This is a genomic window from Arthrobacter sp. UYNi723 (assembly GCF_054057635.1).
In genome coordinates, this window is the sequence record NZ_JBSRZM010000013.1 from 1 (window position 1) to 24986 (window position 24986).

General features: G+C 65.9%; 26 protein-coding genes. 13 read left to right on the plus strand and 13 right to left on the minus strand.

Features of this window, described 5'->3' with window-relative positions; all coding sequences use genetic code 11:
- The first annotated feature begins 182 nt into the window (after positions 1-182).
- From ACVWY0_RS11475 to ACVWY0_RS11490, 4 genes are all read left to right on the plus strand, one after another.
- Positions 183-431 carry an SCO4226 family nickel-binding protein gene (locus tag ACVWY0_RS11475; protein ID WP_485836799.1) on the plus strand — a complete coding sequence of 83 codons (249 nt, stop codon included), beginning with the start codon at positions 183-185 and terminating at the stop codon, positions 429-431.
- A 91-nt stretch (positions 432-522) separates the two neighbouring features.
- Positions 523-1014: a universal stress protein gene (locus tag ACVWY0_RS11480; RefSeq protein WP_485836800.1), complete on the plus strand. Its 492-nt coding sequence runs from the start codon at positions 523-525 to the stop codon at positions 1012-1014.
- Positions 1015-1145: 131 nt separating this feature from the next.
- Positions 1146-2462 (plus strand): ATP-binding protein, encoded by a 1317-nt coding sequence (locus ACVWY0_RS11485; protein WP_485836801.1) that lies wholly within the window; start codon positions 1146-1148, stop codon positions 2460-2462.
- A 78-nt stretch (positions 2463-2540) separates the two neighbouring features.
- Positions 2541-2828, plus strand: a complete 288-nt coding sequence (locus ACVWY0_RS11490) for a hypothetical protein (protein ID WP_485836802.1) — start codon at positions 2541-2543, stop codon at positions 2826-2828.
- On the opposite strand, the gene ACVWY0_RS11495 is transcribed toward ACVWY0_RS11490, so the two are convergent.
- Together ACVWY0_RS11495 and gluQRS are read right to left on the minus strand one after the other, a co-directional pair.
- Positions 2809-3495 carry an HD domain-containing protein gene (locus tag ACVWY0_RS11495; protein WP_485836803.1) on the minus strand — a complete coding sequence of 229 codons (687 nt, stop codon included), beginning with the start codon at positions 3493-3495 and terminating at the stop codon, positions 2809-2811. The genes ACVWY0_RS11490 and ACVWY0_RS11495 overlap by 20 nt on opposite strands.
- Positions 3496-3567: 72 nt before the next feature.
- Positions 3568-4449 (minus strand): tRNA glutamyl-Q(34) synthetase GluQRS, encoded by an 882-nt coding sequence (gene gluQRS / locus ACVWY0_RS11500; RefSeq protein WP_485836804.1) that lies wholly within the window; start codon positions 4447-4449, stop codon positions 3568-3570.
- Between the two features lie 325 nt (positions 4450-4774).
- Here gluQRS and ACVWY0_RS11505 point away from each other — a divergent pair, with 325 nt between their 5' ends.
- From ACVWY0_RS11505 to ACVWY0_RS11520, 4 genes are all read left to right on the plus strand, one after another.
- Positions 4775-5233: an Lrp/AsnC family transcriptional regulator gene (locus tag ACVWY0_RS11505; protein ID WP_485836805.1), complete on the plus strand. Its 459-nt coding sequence runs from the start codon at positions 4775-4777 to the stop codon at positions 5231-5233.
- Between the two features lie 106 nt (positions 5234-5339).
- Positions 5340-6500: a WXG100 family type VII secretion target gene (locus tag ACVWY0_RS11510; RefSeq protein ID WP_485836806.1), complete on the plus strand. Its 1161-nt coding sequence runs from the start codon at positions 5340-5342 to the stop codon at positions 6498-6500.
- A 45-nt stretch (positions 6501-6545) separates the two neighbouring features.
- The gene (locus tag ACVWY0_RS11515; RefSeq protein ID WP_485836807.1) at positions 6546-6824 is read left to right on the plus strand and encodes a hypothetical protein; all 279 of its coding nucleotides are present in this window, start codon (positions 6546-6548) and stop codon (positions 6822-6824) included.
- A gap of 137 nt (positions 6825-6961) precedes the next feature.
- Positions 6962-7474, plus strand: a complete 513-nt coding sequence (locus ACVWY0_RS11520; RefSeq protein WP_485836808.1) for a hypothetical protein — start codon at positions 6962-6964, stop codon at positions 7472-7474.
- Positions 7475-7511: 37 nt separating this feature from the next.
- Here the strand turns inward: ACVWY0_RS11520 and ACVWY0_RS11525 are convergent, their stop codons facing one another.
- Entirely contained in the window at positions 7512-7967 is a 456-nt protein-coding gene (locus ACVWY0_RS11525; RefSeq protein ID WP_141138772.1) for an Lrp/AsnC family transcriptional regulator, read from the minus strand.
- A 105-nt stretch (positions 7968-8072) separates the two neighbouring features.
- Between ACVWY0_RS11525 and ACVWY0_RS11530 the strand changes: the two genes are divergently transcribed.
- Complete coding sequence (locus ACVWY0_RS11530; protein WP_485836809.1) at positions 8073-8726, plus strand: LysE family translocator; 654 nt, start codon at positions 8073-8075, stop codon at positions 8724-8726.
- Here ACVWY0_RS11530 and ACVWY0_RS11535 read toward each other — a convergent pair.
- The 6 genes from ACVWY0_RS11535 to ACVWY0_RS11560 all read right to left on the minus strand — a co-directional run bounded on the left by ACVWY0_RS11535 (position 8723) and on the right by ACVWY0_RS11560 (position 14322).
- Positions 8723-9082, minus strand: a complete 360-nt coding sequence (locus ACVWY0_RS11535) for a nuclear transport factor 2 family protein (protein ID WP_485836810.1) — start codon at positions 9080-9082, stop codon at positions 8723-8725. The genes ACVWY0_RS11530 and ACVWY0_RS11535 overlap by 4 nt on opposite strands.
- A 92-nt stretch (positions 9083-9174) precedes the next feature.
- Positions 9175-10140, minus strand: coding sequence for a hypothetical protein (locus ACVWY0_RS11540; protein ID WP_485836811.1), 966 nt, complete (start codon positions 10138-10140; stop codon positions 9175-9177).
- A gap of 60 nt (positions 10141-10200) precedes the next feature.
- Positions 10201-10701: a DUF456 domain-containing protein gene (locus tag ACVWY0_RS11545; RefSeq protein WP_485836812.1), complete on the minus strand. Its 501-nt coding sequence runs from the start codon at positions 10699-10701 to the stop codon at positions 10201-10203.
- Between the two features lie 116 nt (positions 10702-10817).
- Positions 10818-12017, minus strand: coding sequence for an NAD(P)-dependent malic enzyme (locus ACVWY0_RS11550; RefSeq protein WP_485836813.1), 1200 nt, complete (start codon positions 12015-12017; stop codon positions 10818-10820).
- 287 nt (positions 12018-12304) lie between these two features.
- Positions 12305-12913: a TetR/AcrR family transcriptional regulator gene (locus ACVWY0_RS11555; RefSeq protein ID WP_485836814.1), complete on the minus strand. Its 609-nt coding sequence runs from the start codon at positions 12911-12913 to the stop codon at positions 12305-12307.
- Between the two features lie 104 nt (positions 12914-13017).
- Entirely contained in the window at positions 13018-14322 is a 1305-nt protein-coding gene (locus tag ACVWY0_RS11560) for an MFS transporter (RefSeq protein ID WP_485836815.1), read from the minus strand.
- A gap of 141 nt (positions 14323-14463) precedes the next feature.
- Here ACVWY0_RS11560 and rraA point away from each other — a divergent pair, with 141 nt between their 5' ends.
- The 3 genes from rraA to ACVWY0_RS11575 all read left to right on the plus strand — a co-directional run bounded on the left by rraA (position 14464) and on the right by ACVWY0_RS11575 (position 18395).
- Positions 14464-14961 (plus strand): ribonuclease E activity regulator RraA, encoded by a 498-nt coding sequence (rraA, locus tag ACVWY0_RS11565; RefSeq protein ID WP_463943984.1) that lies wholly within the window; start codon positions 14464-14466, stop codon positions 14959-14961.
- 143 nt (positions 14962-15104) lie between these two features.
- Positions 15105-16754, plus strand: a complete 1650-nt coding sequence (locus ACVWY0_RS11570) for an MDR family MFS transporter (protein WP_485836816.1) — start codon at positions 15105-15107, stop codon at positions 16752-16754.
- A gap of 201 nt (positions 16755-16955) precedes the next feature.
- Entirely contained in the window at positions 16956-18395 is a 1440-nt protein-coding gene (locus tag ACVWY0_RS11575; RefSeq protein WP_485836817.1) for a sugar porter family MFS transporter, read from the plus strand.
- Positions 18396-18412: 17 nt separating this feature from the next.
- Here ACVWY0_RS11575 and ACVWY0_RS11580 read toward each other — a convergent pair whose 3' ends face one another.
- The 4 genes from ACVWY0_RS11580 to ACVWY0_RS11595 form a co-directional block, all read right to left on the minus strand.
- Positions 18413-18934: a GNAT family N-acetyltransferase gene (locus ACVWY0_RS11580; protein WP_485836818.1), complete on the minus strand. Its 522-nt coding sequence runs from the start codon at positions 18932-18934 to the stop codon at positions 18413-18415.
- A 173-nt stretch (positions 18935-19107) separates the two neighbouring features.
- Positions 19108-20271 (minus strand): mannitol-1-phosphate 5-dehydrogenase, encoded by a 1164-nt coding sequence (locus ACVWY0_RS11585; RefSeq protein WP_485836819.1) that lies wholly within the window; start codon positions 20269-20271, stop codon positions 19108-19110.
- Positions 20271-22310 (minus strand): PTS mannitol transporter subunit IICBA, encoded by a 2040-nt coding sequence (locus ACVWY0_RS11590; RefSeq protein ID WP_485836820.1) that lies wholly within the window; start codon positions 22308-22310, stop codon positions 20271-20273. Before ACVWY0_RS11590 ends, ACVWY0_RS11585 begins: the two co-directional genes overlap by 1 nt.
- A gap of 49 nt (positions 22311-22359) precedes the next feature.
- Entirely contained in the window at positions 22360-23088 is a 729-nt protein-coding gene (locus ACVWY0_RS11595; RefSeq protein WP_485836821.1) for a TetR/AcrR family transcriptional regulator, read from the minus strand.
- A 161-nt stretch (positions 23089-23249) separates the two neighbouring features.
- Here ACVWY0_RS11595 and ptsP point away from each other — a divergent pair, with 161 nt between their 5' ends.
- Positions 23250-24935 (plus strand): phosphoenolpyruvate--protein phosphotransferase, encoded by a 1686-nt coding sequence (ptsP, locus tag ACVWY0_RS11600; protein WP_485836822.1) that lies wholly within the window; start codon positions 23250-23252, stop codon positions 24933-24935.
- The last annotated feature ends 51 nt before the right edge of the window (positions 24936-24986 follow it).

Sequence of the window (24986 nt, forward strand, 5' to 3'; positions counted from 1 at the left end):
CAGCGGATACCACCCCAGCAGACGCGCCGCTACGCGGGCATTACCAAATGATTCTTCGATAGCAGCTACGCGGGCATCTTTGATGAGTCAACGCGTTCTCTTGACGAACGTGCAGGTCAGGTCTAGCGTCGGCAACATCCTGCTGTATCAACGGCGAACCCAGTTTAAGGAGCATCAGTTTCATGCCGGAATTCATGGATGTTCATCGCAATATGACCGGAATCACCCAGGAAGCCCTTCAAGCGGCCCACGACGCCGATCTCGCCATTCAAAGCGACGAAAGCGTTGACTTTAAATCTGCCTGGGCCGATCCCGAGTCAGGCTTGGTTTACTGCCTGTCCGAGGCCCCCTCAGAGGAAGCTGTACGGCGTATCCACGAGCGCGCGGGCCACCCCGCCGACGAGGTCCACCCCGTTCCGATCAAGGTCTGATCAGGCAGCAGAGTCCGACGGCGGCACCCGGGTTCTGTGGACACGGAACCCAGGTGCCGCCGTCGTACGTTTCCATTCTCCAAGGAGGACCGTGCTGGACAATCAGGAAGCCAAGATTGTTGTCGGGGTGGACGGCTCCGATTCCTCGGTGCAGGCGCTGCGTTTCGCGGCACGGCTGGCGCCCGCCTTAGACGCCCGGATCCACGCGGTGGCCTGCTGGGACTTTCCGCAGATGTACGCCGGCTACGTTCCGCCGGACTTTGACGCCTTCGAAGGGGCCGCTGCCAAGACCCTGGCCGAGGCGCTTGGCAAAGCATTCGGGCCGGACCTTCCTGTGAACGTTAGCCAGGAGCTGGTCCGCGGCCCTGCGCCTGCCAAGCTGGTCGAAGCCGGTGCGGACGCCGCGATGCTGGTGGTCGGCCGCCGCGGGCACGGCGGAGTCATGGGTATGCATCTAGGGTCTGTGAGCTCAGCATGCGTTTCTCACGCTGCCTGCCCGGTCCTCGTAGTGCATACGGACCCAAGCCACCGTCCCCACCATCTCTGGAAAGGCTCCAAGGGCGAGAAAACGTCGAGGCTGTAGCCCCGGATCCGCCCGGGCGTAATGCAACGCTCCCGCAACCCCCCTACGGGAGGTGATCGCCTATGCTCAGCAGAGCGCTTCACACGCGACCTCTGTGAAAGTTCAACGACGAACCACCCGGGAGACACGGCATGACCAACTGGCGCATCAGGGATTTCCATTCAGCAGACCTGGACGGGATCCTGCACCTCTGGGAGTCGCTCAAGGCCACTGATGTGGAGCCCGTCTATGCCCTCTCCGAGGTGCTGGCATCCTGCGAGAAGGACCACGCGGTGGTGGCGGTGCAGGGCGATCAGGTGGTGGGCGCCGCCGTCGGCCGCGCTGCGCATGACCAGGGCTGGATCGTCTTCCTGGCCACGCTGCCTGAATACCGCGGGCGCGGGATCGGCACCTCACTGCTCGCCGCCGTCGAAAACCGCATGGCCCCGCACGGCCTCAACAAACTCTCCGCGCTGATGCCGGAAGCGGAAACCCGGGTGGAGGCGTTCCTCAGCCGCGGCTTCGCGCTCAAGAAGAACCTGCGCTATTTCGAGCGGACCATCCCCGTCCAGCGGCAGGAGCTCGGCGCGTTGGGCCAGCTGGGCGGCCGGATCCTGGCCCGCGACCTGTGGGAGAACGTGGCCGGCATGCGCAAGGAAAAGGAACTCCTGGAGCGCCGGCTTGTCCTGCCCCTCGCGGAGGCCGACCTCGCGGATGAATACGGTGTGGTGCCGCCCCGCGCCGTGGTCCTCTTTGGTCCTCCCGGGACCGGCAAAACCACGTTTGCGAAGGCCATCGCGTCCCGGCTCGAGTGGCCGTTTGTGGAGGTTTTCCCGTCCCGTCTGGCCTCAGATCCCAAGGGCCTCGCCGGGGCCCTGCGCGAAACATTCCTCGAGATCGCGGAGCTGGAGCACTGCGTGGTGTTCATCGACGAGGTGGAGGAAATCGCCTCCCAGCGTTCGGGTGAACCGCCGTCCCCCTTGCAGGGGGTCACCAACGAGCTCCTGAAGATCATCCCGGCGTTCCGCGAACAGCCCGGCCGCCTGCTGGTGTGCGCCACCAACTTCATCCGCGCGCTGGACACCGCCTTCCTACGCCACGGCCGGTTCGACTACGTCATCCCCATCGGCCTGCCGGACCGCCAGGCCCGCGAAGCCATGTGGCAGCGCTTCATCCCGGCCACAGTCGTGGACGATGTGGACGTGGAGCTCCTGGTGGAACGGACCGAGGGCTTCTCCCCAGCGGACATTGAGTACGCCGCCCGCAGCGCCTCCCAGCGCGCGCTGGAAAAGGCAGTGTACGACGACGGCGGCGCGGCTTCCGCGGGCAGCGTTTCAGTCCGCGAGGCGGTCCGGAAGGGGCCTTGCACCGAGGACTACCTCGACGCGATCGGCGATACCCGGACCACCGTGAGCCAGGAGGTCCACGAGCAGTTCCTTGAAGACATCGACGCGCTGGGGCGGGTCTAAAACCCCCGGCCCAGGGCGCGAATTCGCCGGAAACCTGCGGATTCGCCCCACGCGGCACACATCAGCGGAGCGGTGGCTGTGGCCAGCATCGCGATACCGGTGGCATTGTTCAAGCTCGCCCTGACCTGGCTGTTCAGCATCATGATGGGCCGGGACCGGACGGTGTTGGCCGTCGCCGCCGGCATCATGGTGGCCCTTGCCGGGTCCATCGGCCTGGCGGCAGCCTGGGTTTCGGTCCCGGTATGCCTACTGGTCATCGTTTTGGCACTGGGCGCTTCGATTGTCATCGACGAGCGGCGCGGCGCAGAGCGCGTGAACGCTGCCTTGGCGAAACTCCAAGCCGAGGCTACTTCTCCTCGCCCGTAGTGGCGTCCGCCTTTTCCAAGGTATCGACATGCAAGACCACCGGGACCGGCTCAGCGACGGGGGCGTCGTCGTACGTCAGGTTCTCGTAATCCGTGTCGTCTTCGTCGTCGAGCCTGTCGTCCAACTCCTTCAGCAGCCAGGGATTAACCCGCGCAAGGATCTTGCGGACTTCCTCAACGTCGACGGCGGCATACAGCACCGGACGGGCATCCCGGTACTTGGTGACCGGCGGCTTGTCCGGCCACTTCGCGGCCAGAGCCCTGACGCGTTCGGGCAGGGAATTGTGGGCATTGTCGGCGATCTTCACGAGTGCCGCGTCGTGGTCCTCGGCAATGAAGTGCATCCCGGCCTGATAGTCATCGGGGTTATCGTGCAGCCTGTTAGTGACCCGCTCGATGATGTCCGCTGCCCGCTCGGAAACGCCCATGTCCAGCAGTGCCTGCCGCGTGATGGGAGTGTCCTCGGCAATGTCATGAAGGTAACCGGCGATCCGGATATCGTCGTCGAAATCTGCCAGGGCATCACCCACCGCGATCACGTGGTCACGGTAGGGCCTCTTGAGCTTGTCCTTCTGCCGGTTGTGGGCCACCTCGGCCAGGACTCGCGCCGTCTCGACAGTGAATCGCGGTTGAGGGATTTGTGCTTCAGTGAATTCGGGTGCCGACATAGCTCCAGCCTACGCGTAGGGCAGCAAGTGACCTCACGTCGGCGGGGCCGCAAGCGTCCGTTCGCGCGCTGCTTAGGGGCCGCTCCACACCCACGGTTCCCGCGGGAGAGCACCCGGCCGGAACGCCGCGAGTGCGTTTTCCAGCGTCCCGGCCGGCAGCCCCAGGGACTGCAGGATGAGGTTCCGCACGTCAGCGGCGGAAACGTCGGCACGGGCGAGATCGGCCAGCGTCACGGCGCCGTCGCGCTTGGCCAGCCGGGCGCCGTCGGAGTTCACCACCAGCGGCACATGCGCATATTCCGGGACAGGAATATTCAACAGCCACGCAAGATATGCCTGCCTCGGCGTGGACGGCAGCAGGTCATCGCCCCGCACCACCTGGTCGACGCCCTGTGCGGCATCGTCCACCACGACGGCCAGGTTGTAGGCGGTCACACCGTCGTTGCGGCGAAGGACAAAATCGTCCACCAGGCCGGTGAAGTCGCCGTGCAGCACATCCCGCACGGCGTACTCCGTTACCTCGGCGCGGAGCCGGATGGCCGCCGGCCGGGTGGAGCGTTTGAACTCCAGCTCGGCAGGGTCGAGGTCCCGGCAGGTGCCAGGATAGGCGCCCTGCGGCGCGTGCGGCGCTGACGGCGCCTCCTGGATTTCGCGGCGCGTGCAGAAGCATTCGTAGGTGAGGCCTGCGGCAGCCAGCCGCCCGATCGCTTCAGCGTAGACGGCGCCGCGGTCCGTCTGGCGCACGACGGCGCCGTCCCACGTCAGGCCCACGGCCTCCAGATCGCGGAGCTGCTCCGCCTCTGCGCCGGCCCGCGCCCGGTCAAGGTCCTCGACGCGCAGCAGGAAGTCGCGGCCGGTGGACCGGGCGAACAGCCAGGCGAGCATCGCGGTGCGGAGGTTTCCTATATGCAGTTCGCCGGAGGGGCTGGGGGCAAAGCGGCCGGCAGGGGTCATGGACCAACCCTAGTCCGGGCAGCACAAGAGCCCCTCAGCTACCGATGACTTCGGGGATCCGACGTCGGTGGCTCAGGGGCTCTTGCCGTGTGTGCAGAATGACCGTGGTGTGAACAAGCGTCAATCAGCGGCGTCCTCCTTGCGGGAGGCGGTGTCCAGTTGCCGGGTGATGTGCCGGGGTTCCTGTAGCCTGCGGGATTCGGCGGTAGCCTCAGCCCTTGTTGCCACAATTTGAGCAGACGCCATACAGTTGGCACAACTGGCAAGCATTTCGTTGGTCAGTCTGACCAATAGAGACCACAAGCTCCGACAGGAACTGATCAGATTGCAGCAATTGGACGCCACGGACAAGCGCATCCTCAATGCCCTGGACGAGGACCCGCGCGTCCCCATCATGGTGCTGGCCCAGCGGCTGGGCCTGGCGCGCGGGACCGTCCAGTCGCGCCTGGAGCGGATGACGTCGTCGGGCGCTCTCCGTCCCAACAGCAGCCGGGTGCTCCCCTCCGCCCTGGGCAGGGGTGTGGCGGCGGCCGTCAGCGCCGAACTGGACCAGAGCCACCTCAACGAAGCCATCGCGGCCCTGCGAGAAATCCCCGAGGTCCTGGAATGCCATGCGCCTGCCGGCGACACCGACCTGCTGATCCGCGTGGTGGCCACCAGCCCGGACGACCTCTACCGCGTGTCCGAGGAGATCCGGCTCTGCCCCGGCATTGTCCGGACGTCCACCAGCATGTTCCTGCGTGAAGTCATCCCGTACCGCACCACCGGGCTGTTGCTGGACTGAGTTCCGCCTTCCGGGCCCGCGCTCAACCCCGCACGGGGAGCTCTACCCATCGCCCTCGCGGACGCATCGCAGCTAGGCTGGCACGGGAATCCATTCAGGGGGAAACATGGCGGGGAACTTTTACGGCGGCGACGTTGCCCAGTTGCGGCAGCTCGCCAAGGACCTGTCAGGCGGCGCCACCAGGTTGAGCCTGCTCGGCCAGCAGCTCAGCAGCGTCATCGGCACAGGCGCCTGGAAAGGGCACGACGGCGAGCGCTTCCGCAGCGACTGGACGTCATCGTGCTTGTTGCTGCTGAAGTCCGCAACGGCCGGGCTGGAGTCGGCCTCCAGGACGGTGCTCGCCAACGCCGACGAGCAGGACAAGGCCAGCAACGGGGCCGGTTCCGGCGGTGGCTCCGGGAGTGGTGGCAGCGGTTCCGGGGACGGCGCTGCCCAGGAACTGACGGACCGGCTGAACGGCATGGCACCCGAAGAACGCCAGGCCTACCTCGGCAGCGAGGCATTCAGGCAGTGGGCGCTTGAAAACCCTGAAGCCGCAAAGGCCGCCATGGATGCTGCCGCCGATTCGGGGCTGATCGACAAAAGCTCCGAGGAATACGCGGATTTCCTCAGCGACTACTGGAACAACCAGGCCATGCTGGACATGGGCATCGACCCCGCCAGCTGGGACACCTCCAAAGGCACCGAACACAACTGGGAGACCATCAAGAAGGTCTACGACTTCTACGGCCAGGCGTACCTCTCCAACCCGGACCTGCAGTGGGCCGGCATGGCCAACATGATCGGCCCGTCCTTCGCGGGCGGCTTCAAGGACATGGCCATGCTGCGGGACCTCGCCCAGCAGATCGCGGACAATCCGGCTTCGGACATCCCGCTCCCCATCCTTGACCAGATCGAACAGCTCGCCGGCATGACCGACCAGGAGATCCGTTATTACGAGACCAGCATGCTGGACATGAACAAGGAGATCTTCCTGGACCAGGCCCGCCAGCATGAGGCCTACATGAACGGCGGAATCGAGGAAATCAACAGATTGCGGGACTCGGGTGCCATCGATACCGGTACCGCCGAGGAATGGGCCAAGATCGATTCCGATGACCCGGACCTGATCCAGGAGGGCAACGCAGCCCTCCTGTACCGCGAGCAGAACGAGATCATCGCGGACGACTACGACGACATGCGGAACCACCCTGGCGGAGAGGCCGTGACGTACATGGTCACGTTGGCCGGCGAGCCGTCCATCCCGGGCGCAAAAAGCTACCCGTAAGTCTTTCCCTACACCTTCAGCGTGGAGAGTCCCGGCCCGGAAAACGTGCCCTTCACAAATTGGGACAACCCCACCCAGTTCCGCACCGACTTCACCACAGGGTTCCCCGACGGGAACATCTCCAACGCGGACCAGCGGTGGGAGCTCATCCGGCAGGACACCCTCCCGGCCTACCAGAACCTCCTGGCGACGGATCCCGCACGTGCAGAACAAATTATCGGTTCGGACTTCAACGACCGCGTGGAGCAGCACCGCCCCACCAACAACATCCCCGGCATCATGGACCGCTTTGTGGATGGCTTCGGCGCGGAGGTCCACCAGTGAAGACCACATGCCCAACCGCACCTCGGCGCCAGCGGCGGCGGCCCGCCGTCGTACTCCTCGCCCTTTCCGCTTGCCTTGCCCTGACGGGCTGCCAGATCAGTGGCACCACGAACGAACCGACCTCTCAAGGGAGCACCATGAGCACCTCGGAATTTTCCACCCTCGACGCTGCCGGCGTGGACCAGATCCGCGAATCCAAGACCGCACGGCTGGACATGAGTTCGGGAAAGCTGGAAAAGGCTGCTGTCCGGGTCACGGAAGACAGCTATGGGCCCGAGATCAATACCAGGGACTCGGGAAAGATCAAGCTCACCATCGTTGCTCCGAGCGGCGAGATCAGTGGCGAAACGGACCGTATCCGGTTGAACACCACGAACAAGCGGCCGGACTTCAGCGAGGTCACGTACTTCCTCACCGCCGGCTCGCCCGACGAGTATTTTGAGCTCATCAGGGACGGTGTGGCGCGGTACGGGATCGACGCCGACTCCGCCGAACGCTGGATCGCCGGTGCCCAGCGGGACCCGCAACGAAAGACCGATTTCTCCATCACCTCCGGCACCTCCACTGGCCTGGACGTGAACTACGACCTCCGGTACGACGGCGGCAAGGACACCCAGGTGATCATTGTCCACGTCCGCCCCACGGACTGAGGCAACGCAGGACGGACGCATCTCAAGGGCACAAGCGCTACAGCGGCGGGCCCGCATTGGACTTGATGTTCTTCATCACCAGCGTGGACGTCAGCCGCTCAACCCCGGGCAGTGACGTGAGCTCGGCGTCGTAGAAGCGCTGGTAGCCGGGCAGGTCCTCGGCGATGACCTTCAACAGGTAGTCCGGGGAGCCGAACAGCCGCTGCGCCTCCACAATGTTGGGGTTGTCCGCCACCCGGTTCTCGAAGATCTCCATGGTGGAGCGGTCCACCTGGCGCAAAGTCACAAACACGATGGCCTCGAAACCCAGCCCGACGGCGGCCGGATCGATGTCCGCCTTGTAGCCGCGGATCACCCCTGACGCCTCCAAGTCCCGGAGCCTCCGGTGGCATGGCGCCACCGTGAGCCCGACCTTCGCGGCCAGCGCCGTGGCGGTCATCCGACCATCTTCCTTGAGGTGGCGCAAAATGTTTCTGTCAATGTGGTCAATCACGCAAATATCTTACCAATTCTGACTCAAGGTGGGCGAAAAGGGTAAGCACTTATGGCCTGAAACTTCATAAGGTTTGTCCTGTACCGCATCGGACAGGAGCCCGCCATGAATCCCCAGTTGTTTTTCGCCTTTGTGCTGGTGGCCGTCGCCCTCGCCTGCACCCCCGGCGTGGACTGGGCGTACTCCATCACGGCCGGTCTGCGGCAGCGCAGCTTCGTCCCGGCCGTGGCCGGACTTTGCGGCGGCTACGTCCTGCATACGCTGCTGATGGTGGCAGGCCTCGCGACCCTGCTGTCCGGCCTGCCGGGCGTCCTGGGCTGGCTTACGGTGGCGGGCGCGGGCTACCTGCTGTGGCTGGGCATCAGCACCCTCCGCTCCTGGCGCGGCGCCTCCTTCAGTGCGGCAGACGCCGTCGGGAAGCCCGCCAACCAGCTCCGCACCTTCTTTCAGGGCATGGGCACCAGCGGCATCAATCCCAAGGGGCTGCTGTTCTATGTGGCGCTGGTGCCGCAGTTCGTCAGCCCGGAGGCCTCCCTCCCTGTCCCCGTCCAGTCCGGCCTGCTGGGCCTGACGTTTGTCCTGCTGGCCGGGGCCGTCTACACCTGCGTGGCGCTGCTGGCCCGCAAACTCCTGCAGTCCCGGCCCGGCGCCGCGCGGACAGTCACCCTGGCCAGCGGCATCATCATGGTTGCCCTCGGCGTGGTGCTCCTCTCAGAGCAGCTGGTTCCGCTGGTTGCAAGGCTCACGCAGCAAACCTAGGCCTTGCGCTCCATAAACCATTCCGTGAACTCGGACGCCCGTCCGTCCGGTTCAAGGCGGATGACCCACAAGTTGTCGTAGCTGGGACTATCGCCAAGGTAGTCCGTGAAACCCTGCACAAAGGCCAGCCCGCCGTCGGTCCCCAGCACCGACCAGTCAAAGGTCCAGTTCCCGGGGTCGTCCTGCGCCTCCAGCCAGCGGTCCACGATCTGCTCGCGGCCCCGCCATGCGTCGGCATCATGCGGCCGGGTGGCGTAGACGGCTTCCTCGGTGAACAGCGCCCTGATGTCCTCCGGGTTGTTGGAGGTCCACGCCGCGAGGTACTTTTCCATCCAGGACCGCACTTCGTCGCTCATGCCTCCGTTGTACTCCGGGGCGGCCTGGTCCACAAGGCAAGACCCCAAGGCAAGTCCCTAGGCAGGTCGGTAAGGCCGCCCGCAACCGGAGTCTATTTCCCGTCCAGGTTTTCCCACTCCTGCTCCCACAGCCGGCGCTCGTCGATGTCCTTACGGATGACTTCGAACGTTTCCAGCTCCGCCGGCCGGCCGCGGAGCCAGTCCCGCGGGTTGAGGGATTTGCGGCCGTTGTCGAGCACCAGCAGGGCACGGTCGGTGAGGGCGTCGTTGCGGAGCACCACGTCCGTTTTACGACGGCGGAGCACCTCCTTCAGGGCCTCGTGCGCTTGTGTGTGGGCGCCGAGCCGCCGGAGCGCACGCCCACGGAGCAGCAGCAGGGCCGCCGAGAGGTCGTCGGAGTTCAGCAGCCCCTCGGTCCAGATCACCACTTCCTTGTCGCGTCCCAGCGCGAACGCCAGTGCGCAGCGGGCCAAGGCTGAAGGCAACGACGGCGGCAGCCCGGCCACCGTCTGCAGCGCGGCTTCCAGCTGGCCCGTCTCCCGCAGGGAGTGCGACAGGGCCAGGAAGACCGATTCCTGGCTGAACAGCACGGGGACTTCGATGCGCTCGGCAACCTCCACCCGGGTGACCACGCGCGTGAGATAGGTGGCCGCATACTGGTTGGCGTCGTCGTCGTTCCTGATGGACAGCCCACGCTGGAGGAGTTCGGACGCGCGCAGGTAGCCGCCGTGCTGGTACGCCAGGAGCCCGGCCATAACGGAGCAGAGCCCCGCCCAGCCCGGATAGGCGCGCCCCACCGCGATGAGCCGCTCCGGTTCCCTGCTGGTGAAGATGGCATCATGCACGGCTTTGACCGCTTTTCCAGGCATCCGCTTGAGCCTGGGGACCTCGCCGTCCACGGCAATCCGCGCGGCATCCCGGCCGCCCAGCACTCCGTGGATCAGCCCTCCCACACTTCCGGCGAGTTCCCGGACGGGGGTCTGCAGGTGGGCGTGCCCGAACGGCGTCAGGTCACGGGTGTCCCGGTAGATCGGTCCTCTGGCATCCCCCGCGGTCATCTCTCCATGCTACGTGGCGGACCTGCGTGGACGCCCTACGTGGCGGACCTGCGTGGAGCCCTACGTGGCCGCGGCGACCCAGAGCCCGATCACCCAGGTGCTGGCCGCCAGGCACGCGAGCCCGACCTCGGCCAGCATGCCCAGCCCGGTGGCCTTCAATGCGGCCCAGCTGGTGGTGGTTGCGGTGCGTACGCGCCGGGTCCGGCGCAGCTCACTAAGCAGTAGGCCGGCGGCGAACCCGATAAAGAGCCCCACGACGGGGATGATGAACATGCCGATCACGCCCGCCACGAGGCCGATCACCACGCTCCGGTTGGGAATGCCGTGCTGCTTGAGTTTCCGTCCGGTCAGCACGGCGCTGGCCGACATGCCAGCCAGCACAAACACCATTCCCACCGCGAAGACCACCCAGCCGATAGCGCCGGCGCCACCCCAGATTGCCCACGCCAGCAGGCTGAGCCCGATCAGGAAGCTGCCGGGCAGGATGGGGACGATGGTGCCCGCCACCCCCACCAGGATCGCCAGGCCGCACAGGATGCTCACCACGGTTTCGGAGTTCATGAGCCCCAGTTTAGGGCGGCGCAGCGGTGAGCCCGGCAGCTTAACGCCCGACGGCGGTGCGTCCCCTGCGCGGGGAGGCACCGCCGTCGGGCGTTGTGGCAGTGTGGCGGCGGAGGTTACTCGGCTTCCACGGCGGCGGCGACGGCGGCCGTCACTGCCGGGGCAACGCGCGGATCCAGCGGGCTGGGCACGATGTAGTCCACCGAAAGGTCAGCTTCCGCGAGTTCGGCGATGGCGCGGGCCGCGGCGAGCTTCATGGCGGGCGTGATCCGGCGGGCGCCGGCGTCCAGCGCGCCGCGGAAGATTCCGGGGAAGGCCAAGACGTTGTTGATCTGGTTGGGGAAGTCGCTGCGGCCGGTGGCCACCACGGCGGCGTACTTGGCGGCCACCTCGGGCAGGACTTCGGGGTCCGGGTTGGAGAGGGCGAACACGATGGAGTCGGCGTTCATCAGCTTCAGATGCGCCTCGTCCAGCTTCGAGGAGGAAACCCCGATGAACACGTCAGCGCCGAGCAGCGCTTCGCCGGGGCCACCCGTGACGCTGCGGGGGTTGCTGCGCTCTGCCATCTGGGACTTCTTGCTCTGCGGGTCGGCGGCGATGTCCGCCCGCTCCCGGTTGATGACGCCCTTGGAGTCGAGCAGGACAACATCCGTGATGCCGGCGGCGAGCAGGATTTCGGCGACGGCGATGCCTGCGGCTCCGGCGCCCGAAACCACCACGCGGAGGTCTGCGAGTTCGCGGCCGGTGACCTTGGCGGCGTTCGTCAGGGCGGCGAGGGCCACCACCGCGGTGCCGTGCTGGTCATCGTGCATGACCGGGCAGTCCAGCGCCTCGATCAGCTTCTCTTCCAGCTCGAAGCACCGGGGGGCCGAGATGTCCTCAAGGTTGACGGCGCCGAAGCTGGGGCGGAGACGGACCAGCGTTTCCACGATCTCGTCAACGTCCGTGGTGTTCAGGACCAGGGGAATGGAATCCAGCTCGCCGAAGGTCTTGAACAGGGCGGACTTGCCCTCCATCACGGGCAGTGAGGCGGCGGCGCCGATGTTGCCCAGGCCCAGCACCGCGGTGCCATCACTGACCACAACCACAAGGCGCTGCGCCCAGGTGAGTGTCTTGGCGAGTTCCGGGTTGTTGTGGATGGCGCGGCTGACCTCGGCTACACCGGGGGTGTAGGCGATGGACAGGTCGCGCTTGTTGGACAGCGGGACCGTGCTGGTCACCGAGAGCTTCCCGCCCTGATGGGCGTCGAAGATCTCGGCCTGGCTCAGGGCAGTGGCTGCTGAATTGTCGGTAGGTGCGATTACGTCAATGGACACGTCGTTGTCTCCTGGGGCTAGCCGTGGGCGCACGGCGCAGAAAGGCTCAAGCACAGGGAGGCTCAAGGTGGAATTCGTTGCTTCTTGGGCCCAGAGGTGGCGGGCCCGGGGTGAAGCCCTTGCAGATGCGGGTTGCCAGCCACTCCGGTCCTGCCATAATAAACAGCGCCCACGCGCCAGAAAGTGCATTCGACGCTCCGGGACCGTGCCAAATCGTTTAATCAGGCCGTTTTGTGAGCCACGTCACTGCATAAAGACGTATTTATTGGCTTACTGGTCTAGACCAGTTACGCCGATCGGTGGGCCGCACGGGCCCCGGCAGCCACCGGAGCAAGCAAGGTGCAGGCCTTTTTGAGGTCCTCTTCGGCCTCAAAGAGCGAAAGCCGGCGGTTGCGGACGGACTGGACCAGACCAGTGACGGTCAGCAGGAGCACGCGGGCCGCTACGGCGTCGTCGGAGGCGGTGGCTACAGCCGTTTCGCTCAGGGCATCGATTTCATGCAGGAGTGCCGTGGTGTCCTTGTCCTTGAGGTACACGCAGCGGCTCAGGCACTGTTCGACTGCCGGCTGCATCACCCGCATATGGAAGATCTCCATCACCACGCCGGTGAGGGCGCGGCCACCGAAGCTGGCCGCCGACGTGCGGGCCCTGCCCTGAAGCTCGTCCAGCTGCTGGCGGTAGAGGGACAGCATCAGGTGGTTGGCCGTGGGGAAATAGCGGTAGACGGTGCCCAACGGCACGCCGGACTTTTCCGAAATTTCCGCGAGGTCCACGGACTCCAGCCCTTTGCGGGCAAACCCTGCGGCAGACTCAAGGACGCGCGTGTAGCGCAGCCGCTGACGCGGCGTGGAGGGCCGGGCGGCCATGGACGGATGGGCTGAAAAGGTCTCGGGCATCAGGATTCCGGGGTTGTGTTCTTATGGTGCAGCGGCAGGGAGAGTCCCCATCCCGTGTGCCTGCAGTCCGCCTCAACTATACGCGGCACAGGCAAAAGCCGGAATCAGTCGACCCCTCGGATCTTGACCACGAACACAGCGCCCAGCAGGCCGATGACGGCGGCCGTGGTGAACAACGTGACGTACCCCCCGAAGTACGTCACGGCGAGGAATGCGAGGACGGGCGCGAACACCTGCGGCAGGGAGTTCGCCACGTTAATGATGCCCATGTCCTTGCCCCTGTCTGCGGCCAGGGGAAGGACCTGCGTCAGCAGCGCGAAGTCAACGGCAAGGTAGGCGCCGAACCCCACGCCCAGGATGCCGGCTCCAATGAGGGCGCCGGTCCAGACAGGGAAGAAGGCCATTGTCAGTCCCGCCGCGGCAATGATGGCGGAGGACCCGATCACAAACGGCTTCCGCCGGCCCAGCCGGTCGCTCCACGGCCCCGCTATCACCGCAGTAATCATCACCATCACCGCGTAAATGCCGGTCAAGGTCAGGACCCCCAGTGCCGGATCCTCATGTTTGAGCACGTCCCTGAGGAAAAAGAGCAGGTAGACGATGGTCATCTGGTTGCAGACGTTGACCAGGAAGCGGGTGAGCCAGGCCCAGGCGAAGTCCGGGTGGCGGGCAGGGCTGATCCAGAAGCCGCGCATGAACCCGGTCCAGGTAAACGGCGGCCGGGCTTCCCGCGGGAGCGGCGGATCGTTCCGGTGGAAGAGATACGGCACCACGGAGAACAGCAGGGCGGCCGCACACATGGTGTACCCCACCATGAAGTTTCCCGAGACCACGGCCCCGAAGACCGCGCCGAGGAGGATGCCCACCGTCTGGCCCATCGCCGCCAGGCCGCCCACGCCACCGCGCTGCAGGACCGGAACACGGTCCGGGACGGCGGCGGTGATGGCCGCGTAGGCTGCGTTGGCACCCAGCTGGACCAGGCACCAGAAGAGGACCATGAGGGCCACGGCCGTGGCTCCGGACATCGCCAGCAACGCAGCCGTGGCCAGGACGGCGCCGGCCAGGACCCACGGGGCACGCCGGCCGAAACCGGAGACAGTCCGGTCGGACAGGGCCCCAAAAAGCGGGTTGGCCACCAGCGAAACGGCGGCGCCACACCCTGTCACGAGGGACAGGATGGCTTCCTTATTGGCCTCGTCGATGCCGATGGCCTGCTGGCCGATAAAGACGTTGATGGGCCCAAAGAAGGCGGCGTTAATGCCGACGTTGACCAGCACCAGCCCGGTCACCCAGCGCGCGGTGACCTTCTGCGTCGGCTCGGCGAGCGCCGCCGTCGAGCTTTCCGATCCCGTTCCGGGTGCCGACGCAGCGCTGGGATCCGGTGCTGCGGGTGTGTCGGACAGGCTCATGGCTGGTTCCCCCTGGAACGGTTGGTGATTCTGAAAATCAGACTATCGTGGGCTGCATCGCCCCGCTTGTCATACGGCGCTTTCCTTGTGTGGCTATGGACAGCGCGCAGCCCCTCACGACACTGAACACCTGGAGATCCAATGACCGCATCTGCTGCAGGCAACACCACCAGCCCCGTCAACACCGCCGATCTTTACGACGAGCGCGGCGAGGAGCTGGCCTCCGTATCCCTCCAGTTCCAGTCCCTCGGCGGCCGTTCACACTTCAGCGGCCCGGTGCGGACTATCCGCTGCTTCCAGGACAACGCCCTGGTCAAGTCCACCCTGGCCACCCCCGGCAATGGCGCCGTGCTGGTGGTGGACGGCGGCGGTTCACTGGGCACAGCCCTGATGGGGGACATGATCGCTGAGAGCGCCGTGGCGAACGGCTGGGCCGGCGTCGTAATTAACGGCGCCATCCGCGACCGCGAGGCGATCGCCCAACTGGATCTGGGCGTCAAGGCGCTGGGCAGCAACCCGCGCAAGAGCGCCAAGGCCGGCGCCGGTGAGGTTGACGTGGATGTAGTGCTCGACGGCGTGACCTTCCGTCCCGGCGTCACCGTCTGGTGCGATCCGGACGGCATCCTCGTGGAGCGCTGATCGGGGTCCTCCAGTTCGGGCGGGGGCCCGGGCGGGAGCGGCGGTTCCGGAAGGAATATCTGGCAGCGGGAATGAAACGCGAACTAACATAGTTACTGAAAGCAACTATCGAGCGTGATCCCTTATTCTTTCCTGGAGAAGCCATGTCCAAAACAACCGCTGTGCGTGCCGCCGGCGAAACCCTGACACAGCGTCAGATCGTCACCGTGATGGTGGGGCTCATGCTGGGCATGTTCCTGGCATCCCTGGACCAGACCATCGTGTCCACCTCCATCTACACCATCGCCAATGACCTGGACGGGCTGTCCCTCCAGGCGTGGGCCACCACCGCCTACCTCATCACGTCCACGGTCAGCACGCCGCTGTACGGCAAGCTGAGCGACATTTTCGGCCGGCGTCCGCTGTACCTGATCGCCATCGTCATCTTCCTGGTCGGCTCGCTCTACGCCGGCTCAGTGCACTCCATGACCGAACTGGCCATCGCCCGCGGCGTCCAGGGCCTGGGCGCCGGCGGCCTGCTGGCCCTCGCGCTGACCATCATCGGCGACATCGTGTCCCTCAAGGACCGGGCCAAGTACCAGGGCTACTTTATGTCGGTGTTCGGCATCTCCTCCGTGCTCGGCCCGGTGGTGGGCGGCGCGTTCGCAGGGTCGGCCAACATCCTGGGCTTTGACGGCTGGCGCTGGGTGTTCTTCATCAACCTGCCCATCGGCCTGGCGGCCCTGGCCGTGGTGTTTATGTTCCTGCACCTGCCGGCCAAGCACGTGAAGCAGAAAATCGACTATTTCGGCGCGGCCGCCATAACGCTGGCCATCGTCCCGCTGCTCCTGGTGGCGGAACAGGGCCGCAGCTGGGGCTTTACGTCGCTGAACTCCTTCCTTTGCTACGGACTGGGCGCGGTGGGCATCATCTGGTTCCTGCTGGCTGAAAAACGCGCCGGAGACTACGCCCTGATCCCGCTCCGGCTCTTCCGGAACGCTACTTTTGGCCTGTCCTCGCTGCTGAACTTCATCATCGGCATCGGCATGTTCGGCGCCATCGCCATGCTGCCCATGTACCTGCAGCTGGTCAAGGGACTCACGCCCACCGAAGCCGGCCTGATGATGATCACCTTCACGCTCGGCATCCTGACCGGTTCCATCACCGCGGGCCGCACCATTTCGGCGTCGGGCACGTACCGGATCTTCCCCATCGTGGGCACCGGCATCCTCACCGTCGCCGCGCTGGTCATGGGACTGTCCCTGGGCGTGGACACGGGCCTCTGGGTTCCCGGCGTGATCGCCGTGTTCTTCGGCATGGGCCTGGGTTTCTGCATGCAGCCGCTCACGCTGGCCATGCAGGTCTCCGTGCCGCCGAAGGACATGGGTGTGGGCACGTCGTCCGCAGCGTTCTTCCGGTCCATGGGCGGCGCGGTGGGCACGGCCGTGTTCATCTCCATGCTGTTCAGCCTGGCCGCGAGCCGGATCGCCGAAACGATGAAGTCAGCCATGTCCAGTGCCGACTACCAGGCCCTGCTGCGCGACCCGGCGGTGGCCGCGGACCCCGCCAACGCCAAGCTCTACGAGTTCTTCCAGAACGGGGCATCGAACGAATCGCTCAATGACACCAGCTGGCTCCACACGGCCAACAGCGTGCTCACCCGCCCCATCACCGAGGGCTTCGCGTACGCGATCGACACCGTGATGATCACCGCGGCCGTCCTCACCGGGATCGCGTTCCTTATCAGCTTCGCCCTGCCGAACAAGAAGCTGACGGATCCGAAGGTCGCCAAGGAGCCGGTGGCGGCCCACTAGCGCTGCTCTGAAACGGCAGACGACGACGGCGGCACACCCCGCCGTCGTCGTCTTTCTGTTTCGGACGGCACAAGTCGCAAGTGGAACGGTGGGCGGTGACGTGCCACACTGTTTAGCGCGTGTGCGCCGGCCTGCGAGCCGGTACCGCAGCCGACGACGTCCGCACCGCATCCACCCCACCCCCAAATCTCAGGGAGCAGCATGCCCACCGCCAAGGAGCAGACCACCGCCAAGATCCCGCAGCGGGTGATCTGGCTGGCACTCGCAGGCGCGGTGGGTGGATTCCTGTTCGGCTTCGACTCCTCCGTGGTGAACGGTGCAGTGGACGCCATCAAGGACGAGTTCGCGCTCTCCGAGGCCGTCACCGGCTTTGCCGTGGCCATCGCCCTGCTGGGCTGCGCGGCAGGCGCCTTCCTCGCCGGCAAAGTCGCCGACCGGTACGGCCGCATCCCCGCTATGAAGCTCGGCGCGCTGCTGTTCCTGGTCAGCGCCATCGGAACCGGCTTCGCGTTCGGCGTCTGGGACCTGATCTTCTGGCGCCTGGTGGGCGGCCTGGGCATCGGCCTGGCCTCGGTGATCGCACCCGCGTATATTTCCGAGATTTCCCCGCGGCAGGTCCGAGGCCGGCTGGCGTCGCTGCAGCAGCTGGCCATCACCACCGGTATCTTCGCCGCACTCCTGTCCGACGCGCTCTTCGCCACCACCGCCGGCGGCGCGGACCAGGCCTTCTGGCTGGGCATCGAAGCCTGGCGCTGGATGTTCCTCGCTGCCGCCGTTCCGGCTGTGGCCTACGGCTGGATCGCGTACACGCTCCCCGAATCCCCGCGCTTCCTGGTGGTCCAGGGGAAGGAAGAGGAAGCCCGCAAGGTCTTCGATTCCATCGCCCCGGCCGAGGACACCGACCGGCACATCCGCGAGATCCAGGACGCGATCGAAGAGGACAAGCTGTCCGGCCAGAAGGGCTCGCTCCGCGGCAAGACGTTCGGCCTGCAGGCGGTGGTCTGGGTGGGCATCATCCTCTCCGTCCTGCAGCAGTTCGTGGGCATCAACGTGATCTTCTACTACTCCACCACGCTGTGGAAGGCCGTCGGATTCCAGGAGAAGGACTCGCTCACCATCTCGGTGGCAACCTCCATCACCAACATCCTGGTGACGCTCGTGGCCATCGCCCTGGTGGACCGGATCGGCCGCCGGCCCATTCTCCTGGCCGGTTCCATCGGCATGGCGGTCTCACTGGGCACCATGGCGCTGGCGTTCTCCTCGGCCGTCGGCTCCGGCGAGGAGATCTCCCTGCCGGGCGCCTGGGGTCCGGTGGCCCTCGTGGCGGCCAACATCTTTGTGGTCAGCTTCGGCGCGTCCTGGGGACCGCTGGTCTGGGTCCTCCTTGGCGAGATCTTCCCGTCCCGGATCCGTGCCCGTGCCTTGGGCCTGGCCGCGGCCGCGCAGTGGGTGGCCAACTTTGCCATCACTCTCAGCTTCCCCGTGATGGCCGCGGCTTCCCTGCCGCTGACCTACGCCATGTACGCGCTGTTCGCTGCGGCGTCGTTCTTCTTTGTGATGTTGAAGGTGCCGGAGACCAACGGCATGTCCCTGGAGCAGGCCGAGACGCTGTTTGTGCCCAAGGGATCCGCCAAGGGCTGATGCTCCCGGGCCGGTTGTCAGAGCGTGAGCTTCATGCCCTCATGGCTGGCGTCAAAGCCGAGCCGCTCGTAAAAGCGGTGGGCGGCTGTCCGCGTCTTGTGCGTGGTCAGCTGCAGCAGCGTGCAGCGGCGGCGCCTGGCCTCGTCAATCGCCCATCCCATCATCAGGTTCCCCAGGCCCTGGCCACGAAGGCTGCCCGCCACGCGGACCGCCTCAATCTGCGAGCGCCACGAGCCCTGCCGCGAAATGCCGGGCAGGAAACTCAGCTGGAAGGTAGCCACCACGGTGCAGTCAGCTGCCCCAGCCGGCGCGTACTCCCCCACCACGAGCAAATGGGACGGGTCGGCGTGGATCGCTTCGAAAGCCCGCTCGTACGGCGCCATCTCGTGGCCGACTTCGCGGCTGGCGCCCAGGGAGTCGTCGGCCAGCAGCGCCACGATGGCGGGCAGGTCGGCGGACACGGCGTGCCTGAGGCGGAAGGTCCCGCCGTCGACGTCGGCAGTCAGCAAGGGGGTCAAGGCGCCGGGGTTCGTGGTCATCTCCCCAGCATTCCACAAGGCTTGCGAACCTATCCCCCGAGACCCTCTCTCACTTTCGGTGCCTTAAACGCCAACGCTCTCTCATCCATGTGAGAGAGCGTTGGCCAAAAACCCGCAGAATCTGCGAGAGGGTTCCCGAAAAAGCTGCAGGAAGTGAGAGCGCGTCTGGGGGGTCAGGCCGGGGCCTTCGCCGCTTCCGCCTGGCGTTCCTCCACCAGCGTCGACACGGCCGCGAACAGGGGGTGCTCCGAGGCCAGCCCGGTGATCCTGGCCGTGGCGTCGGTAGGCGACGACGAAGCCAGGATCTGCGCGAGCTCGGTGGCCTCGGCGTCGGCGGGGTCCGTGAAGCGCAGGGCCGCGGCGATGGCACCCAGGAGCGCCTCGGGCACGATCCCGCGTTCGGCCAGTTCAGCCGCGGGACCGATGAACCGTTCGTGCCGGCTGAGCTTGCGCATGGGGGCGCGGCCCACCCGGTTCACGGTGTCCGGCAGGTGCGGGTTGGAGAACCGGACCAGGATCTTCTGGACGTAGGCTTCCTGCTCGTCGTTGTTGAAGCCGTGCTTGGCCACGAGGAGCTGCTTGGTCTCTTCCAGGACCGCGCGGACGTCCTCTGCCACGTCCTGGTCGGCCATGGCGTCGGAGAGCTTCTCCAGGCCTGCTTCGAACCCGAAGTACGCGGCGGAGGCGTGGCCGGTGTTCACGGTGAAGAGCTTCCGCTCGATGTAGGGCGAGAGCTCGTCCACAAACGTTGCGCCCGGAATCACCGGCGCAGCATCGCCGAATGCGGTCCTGTCGATGACCCACTCGTAGAACGTCTCCACGGTGACGTCCAGGCCCTGCCCCGGCTCCTGGTTGGGCACAATCCGGTCCACGGCGGTGTTCGCAAACACCGCAAGGGAATCCAGGGGGCCGGCGGCGTCGTCCCAGAGCGCGCCGACTTCGGCCCGCAGGATGTCCGTGGCGTTTATGGCGTTCTCGCAGGCCATGACCTGCAGCGGCGCCAGCCCGGCAGCCCGCGCCGCGATGCCCTTGGTAATGGCGGGCGCCACGAACTTCAGGATGTGTGGCCCCACGGCGGTGGTGACGATGTCCGCCGTCGCGATTTCCCGTACCAGCTCCGCTTCCTGCGTGCCGGAGTTGAGCGCGCGGAAGTTGTCCACCGTCCGGAGGGTGGGGTTCTCCCCCACCTCGTGGACGTTGTAGCTGTCTGCGGCCGCCAATTGGTCGATAAGCGCGTCCGCGACATCCGCGAACACCACCTCATAACCGGCCTGGTGCAGCAGCAGCCCCACAAAGCCGCGGCCGATGTTCCCGGCTCCGAAATGTACTGCCTTCACTATACGTTCACCTTTCCGAACAGCTCCAGGACTTCCTCAACGGACGTGGCTGCTTCCAGCTGGGCCACCTGAGCATTGTTCGTGAAGACCTTCGCGATGGAGGACAGGATGTGGAGGTGTTCGTTGTTGATGCCCGCCACGCCAACCACGAACTTGACCTGCTTGCCGTCCCAGTCGATGCCGTTAGGGTAGCGGATGACTGACACCGCTGACTTCAGGATGTGGTCCTTGGCGGCATTGGTGCCGTGCGGGATGGCCAGGAAGCTGCCCATGTAGGTGGACACGGATTCCTCACGTTCGTGCATGGCCGCGAGGTAGCCCTCGTCCACGGCGCCGCGGGCCAGGAGGAGCTGACCGGCTTCGTCGATGGCGGCATCGCGGGTGGTGGCGGTGCCGTTGAGGATGACGCTGTCGGCCACGAGGATGTCGGAAGGCGCCGCCGTCTCCGCAGCCTCGGCTGGTGCCGTACCGCTGCCGGGCTCGGCATCTACCGTGGCACTGGCAACGTGCGCGCCGTGGCCGGCGGCAGCACCGGCGTCGGGGGTTGCGCCTTCGGTGTTGCGCTCCTTGACCAGCTCCACAATCTCGTCGTACCGCGGGCTGTTCATGAAGTTATCCACCGAGAAGTGCGCGGCGCTGGACGTGACGGGCTTGGCGCGTTCGGTCAGGTCCTGGTGCGTGATCACCACGTCGTAGGTGTCACTGAGGTTGGCGATCGCGGCATTGGTGACCTTGACGTCCGGGAACCCGGCAGCCTTGATCTTGTTCCGCAGCACCGAGGCGCCCATGGCACTGGAGCCCATGCCGGCGTCGCACGCGAACACGATGTTCTTGATGGGGCCGGTTAGGACGGCGGTGCCCACGCCTGCACCGGCGCCGGTCAGCACCGAGGAGACGGAGCTCTTTTTGCCCTTTATCGCTTCCATCTTGGACGTGGCATCGCTCAGGTCCACCTCGTCGCTGTGCTTGGTGGTTTTCAGGATCACCGAGGCCACCAGGAACGAAACCGAGGTGGCGAGCACCACCGCGAGGATCACCCCGACGTAGCTGTCACGGGACGTCTGGGCGAGCACGGCGATGATCGAACCAGGCGCCGCCGGCGCAACGAGGCCGGAGCCGGTGACGGCCAGGGTGGCGATACCCGTCATGCCGCCGGCGATCGCGGCCAGGATCAGCAGCGGGCGCATCAGGACGTACGGGAAGTAGATTTCGTGGATGCCGCCGAAGAAGTGGATGATCGCTGCGCCAGGGGCAGAGCCCTTGGCAAGGCCGCGGCCGAAGAACATGTACGCCAGCAGGATGCCAAGGCCAGGTCCGGGGTTGGCCTCGAGCAGGAAGAGGATGGACTTGCCCTGTTCAAGTGATTGCTGGATGCCCAGCGGAGTCAGCACGCCGTGGTTGATGGCGTTGTTCAGGAACAGCACCTTGGCAGGTTCAATGAAAATGCTGGTAAGCGGCAGGAGGCCGTTGTTGACCAGGAACTGGACCACGTTCCCGGCCCCGGTGCTGAAAGCCTGGACCAGCGGCGAGATGCCGTAGAAGCCCAGCATCGCCAGCAGCGCGCCCCAGATACCGGCGGAGAAGTTGTTCACGAGCATTTCGAAGCCCGGGCGGATCTTACCCTCCCACAGGAGGTCGATCTTCTTCATGGTCCAGCCGCCGAGGGGACCCATGATCATGGCGCCGATGAACATCGGGATGCCGGCGCCAACAATGACGCCCATGGTGCCGATAGCGCCCACCACGCCGCCGCGGACGTCATAGACCATTTTGCCGCCGGTGTAGCCGATCAGGAGCGGCAGCAGGTAGGTGATCATAGGACCAACCAGGCCTACATAGGGAACTCCTTCGGCGTTGGTGCCGAAGCCGCCCAAGGCCGGGACCGGGATCCAGCCCTTCTCAATAAAGAGGGCTGTGATGAGCCCCCACGCGATGAACGCGCCAATGTTGGGCATAATCATGCCGGACAGGAACGTCCCGAACTTCTGGACGCCGACCCGCACGCTGGTGCGGGGTTTTGCAACTGTCTCTGTTGCCATGTGCTTTCCTAACCGTCATTCCTGCGGCTGTGCAGGATAGATCCGATACTTACGACGACGTGCTGGTAGAGATCCGGTGGAGCCATTCGAGGAAAAGTTTGAGTTCCGAGCTGGAGAGCTGGTCTGAGTGCGATGCCTGAAGCGCGGCATTCAGGGCAATCGCTGCCACCACCACGGAGGACCTTGCGGAGTCTTCCGTGGCCGCCCCTTCGGCTTGTGCCGTGGACACCGCAAAGATCATGGCGTCCCGGGTCATAGTGGACAGTTCGAGGTTACGTTCGGCGGCGGGCTCCGCAATCAGCATGAGCGTCACACCCACGTTGGCGGCCAGAATGGACCTGGCCGCTTCCCGTGGCTGGACATTCAGCTGACCCGCTGCCGCTGCCTTGTTCAGCATCTCCTCCATCAGCGCCTCGGCATCGGCAACGATGGCGGGGCGGCTTTCCGGGCGGATATTGCCGAACATCACCAGGTACAGTTCCGGCTGCTTAAGTCCGAACTGGACGTGGTTGTCCCACATCCTCCGGATATCCTCCAATGGATTTCCGGACGGGGCGAAATCTCTTTCGCCCGCGACATACTCCTCAAAGCCTGCGGTGACAACGGCGTCGAAAAGGCCTTCCTTGTCACCGAAGTGGTGGTACAGGGTGGGCGCCGTTACCCCTGCCAGCTGCGTGATCTGGCGGGTGGACACGGATGCTCCGGCGGATTTCGCAAGCAACTCGGCGGCTGCATGCAATAGACGCATTTTGGGGGGAAGCTGGCCATCCAAACTCATAGCCGCTACCCTATCACCTATAGCATTGCTATATGAACTGAATCACATACAATTTTTTCAGGCACGTTTCCGCCCTCGCACACAGTGGTCGCGGCGGCCCCGGCATGGCGCCGGGATAAACCTAGGCGGGCCTGGCTACCGGCAGAGAACGAGGACCTTCAGTGCAGACCTTCCCAGGAGTTGGCGTCAGCCCCGGCCGCATCATCGGAACCGTCCGGCAGATGCCCAAACCGATCAGCGAACCCCCCGCAGGCGAGCAGCTGGCCGGCGGTACGTCAGCCGAAGAAGCCATCGCCGGGCTCAAGGCGGCAGCGGCCGCTGTCCATGACGAGCTCAAAGCCCGCGCGGAAACGGCCACTGGAGACGGCAAAGCTGTCCTGGAAGCCACGGCATTGATGGCCAAGGACACCATGCTCCTGAAGAACGCCGCCAAGCTGATCGCCCGCGGCACCTCGGCGCAGCGCGCCATCTGGGACGCCGGCGCCTCGGTCTCCGAAATGCTGCACAACCTCGGTGGCTACATGGCCGAACGCGCCACGGACGTCCTGGACGTCCGTGCCCGCATCGTGGCTGAGCTTCGGGGCGTGCCCGCCCCGGGCATCCCTTCCTCCTCCACGCCGTTCATCCTCGTGGCAGAGGACCTGGCACCCGCGGACACGGCCACACTGGACCCCGAAAAGGTGCTGGCCCTCGTCACAGCCGGCGGCGGACCGCAGTCCCACACCGCCATCATTGCCCGCTCCCTCGGCCTGCCCGCCGTCGTCGCCGCCGCAGGCGTGGACGAACTGGCCGACGGCACCGAGGTCTTTGTGGACGGCGCCGCGGGCTCCATCACCGTTGCCCCGGACGACGCCCAGCGCGCCGCCGCCGAAGCGTGGGCCACCAACGCGTCCTTGCTGGCCGTGTTTGACGGCAGCGGCACGACGGCGGATGGGCACCTGGTGCCGCTCCTCGCCAATGTTGGCGGCGGCAAGGATGCCGTGGCCGCTGCCGGCCTCAGCGCGCAGGGCGTAGGGCTGTTCCGCACGGAATTCTGCTTCCTGGAACGCGATACCGAACCCTCCGTGGAGGAGCAGGCAGCCGCGTACAAGAGCGTGTTTGACGCCTTCCCCGGCAAGAAAGTTGTCCTGCGCACGCTGGATGCGGGTGCCGACAAGCCGCTGCCTTTCCTGACCGACGCCACCGAGCCGAACCCGGCCCTCGGCGTCCGCGGCTACCGCACCGACTTCACCACGCCGGGTGTTCTGGAACGCCAGCTGCAGGCGATCGCCCTCGCGGAGAAGGACTCGGAGGCTGATGTCTGGGTCATGGCCCCGATGATTTCCACCGCGGAGGAGGCCGCCCATTTCGCCTCGATGTGCACCGCTGCCGGGATCACCAACCCGGGCGTCATGGTGGAGGTGCCGTCCGCAGCCCTGACCGCAGAATCCATCCTGCGCGAGGTGGGCTTCGCCAGTCTGGGCACCAACGACCTCACCCAGTACGCCATGGCGGCGGACCGCCAGCTGGGCCCGCTGGCCAACCTCAACACCCCGTGGCAGCCTGCCGTGCTGCGCCTGGTGGGATTGACCGTGGAAGGTTCCCGCGCGGAAGGCCACAACAAACCCGTGGGCGTCTGCGGTGAGGCGGCCGCTGACCCGGCCCTCGCCGTCGTACTTACCGGGCTTGGCGTCACCACCCTGTCCATGACCGCGCGGTCCCTTGCCGCCGTGGCCGCGGTGCTGAAGACCGTCACACTGGCCGAGGCGCAGCAGCTGGCCAAGCTGGCCCTGTCCGCGCCCAGCGCCACTGAAGCCAAGGCCTGGGTTCGGGAAAAACTGCCCGTCCTCGAAGAACTCGGCCTCTGACCGGCCGGTTCGGACCAACCGCCCGCCTTCGACGAACCGCCCGCCGCTAGC

Coding starts and splice junctions, on each gene's coding strand:
- ACVWY0_RS11540 (WP_485836811.1), bottom strand. CDS start 10,140: ATGACCGCGGGGGATGCCAGAGGACCGATCTACCGGGACACCCGTGAC.
- gluQRS (WP_485836804.1), bottom strand. CDS start 4,449: ATGACCCCTGCCGGCCGCTTTGCCCCCAGCCCCTCCGGCGAACTGCAT.
- ACVWY0_RS11535 (WP_485836810.1), bottom strand. CDS start 9,082: ATGAGCGACGAAGTGCGGTCCTGGATGGAAAAGTACCTCGCGGCGTGG.
- ACVWY0_RS11560 (WP_485836815.1), bottom strand. CDS start 14,322: ATGAGCCTGTCCGACACACCCGCAGCACCGGATCCCAGCGCTGCGTCG.
- ACVWY0_RS11520 (WP_485836808.1), top strand. CDS start 6,962: ATGAGCACCTCGGAATTTTCCACCCTCGACGCTGCCGGCGTGGACCAG.
- ACVWY0_RS11485 (WP_485836801.1), top strand. CDS start 1,146: ATGACCAACTGGCGCATCAGGGATTTCCATTCAGCAGACCTGGACGGG.
- ACVWY0_RS11475 (WP_485836799.1), top strand. CDS start 183: ATGCCGGAATTCATGGATGTTCATCGCAATATGACCGGAATCACCCAG.
- ACVWY0_RS11510 (WP_485836806.1), top strand. CDS start 5,340: ATGGCGGGGAACTTTTACGGCGGCGACGTTGCCCAGTTGCGGCAGCTC.
- ACVWY0_RS11595 (WP_485836821.1), bottom strand. CDS start 23,088: ATGAGTTTGGATGGCCAGCTTCCCCCCAAAATGCGTCTATTGCATGCA.
- ACVWY0_RS11570 (WP_485836816.1), top strand. CDS start 15,105: ATGTCCAAAACAACCGCTGTGCGTGCCGCCGGCGAAACCCTGACACAG.
- ACVWY0_RS11555 (WP_485836814.1), bottom strand. CDS start 12,913: ATGCCCGAGACCTTTTCAGCCCATCCGTCCATGGCCGCCCGGCCCTCC.
- ACVWY0_RS11495 (WP_485836803.1), bottom strand. CDS start 3,495: ATGTCGGCACCCGAATTCACTGAAGCACAAATCCCTCAACCGCGATTC.
- ACVWY0_RS11545 (WP_485836812.1), bottom strand. CDS start 10,701: ATGAACTCCGAAACCGTGGTGAGCATCCTGTGCGGCCTGGCGATCCTG.
- ACVWY0_RS11575 (WP_485836817.1), top strand. CDS start 16,956: ATGCCCACCGCCAAGGAGCAGACCACCGCCAAGATCCCGCAGCGGGTG.
- ACVWY0_RS11590 (WP_485836820.1), bottom strand. CDS start 22,310: ATGGCAACAGAGACAGTTGCAAAACCCCGCACCAGCGTGCGGGTCGGC.
- ACVWY0_RS11580 (WP_485836818.1), bottom strand. CDS start 18,934: ATGACCACGAACCCCGGCGCCTTGACCCCCTTGCTGACTGCCGACGTC.
- ACVWY0_RS11530 (WP_485836809.1), top strand. CDS start 8,073: ATGAATCCCCAGTTGTTTTTCGCCTTTGTGCTGGTGGCCGTCGCCCTC.
- rraA (WP_463943984.1), top strand. CDS start 14,464: ATGACCGCATCTGCTGCAGGCAACACCACCAGCCCCGTCAACACCGCC.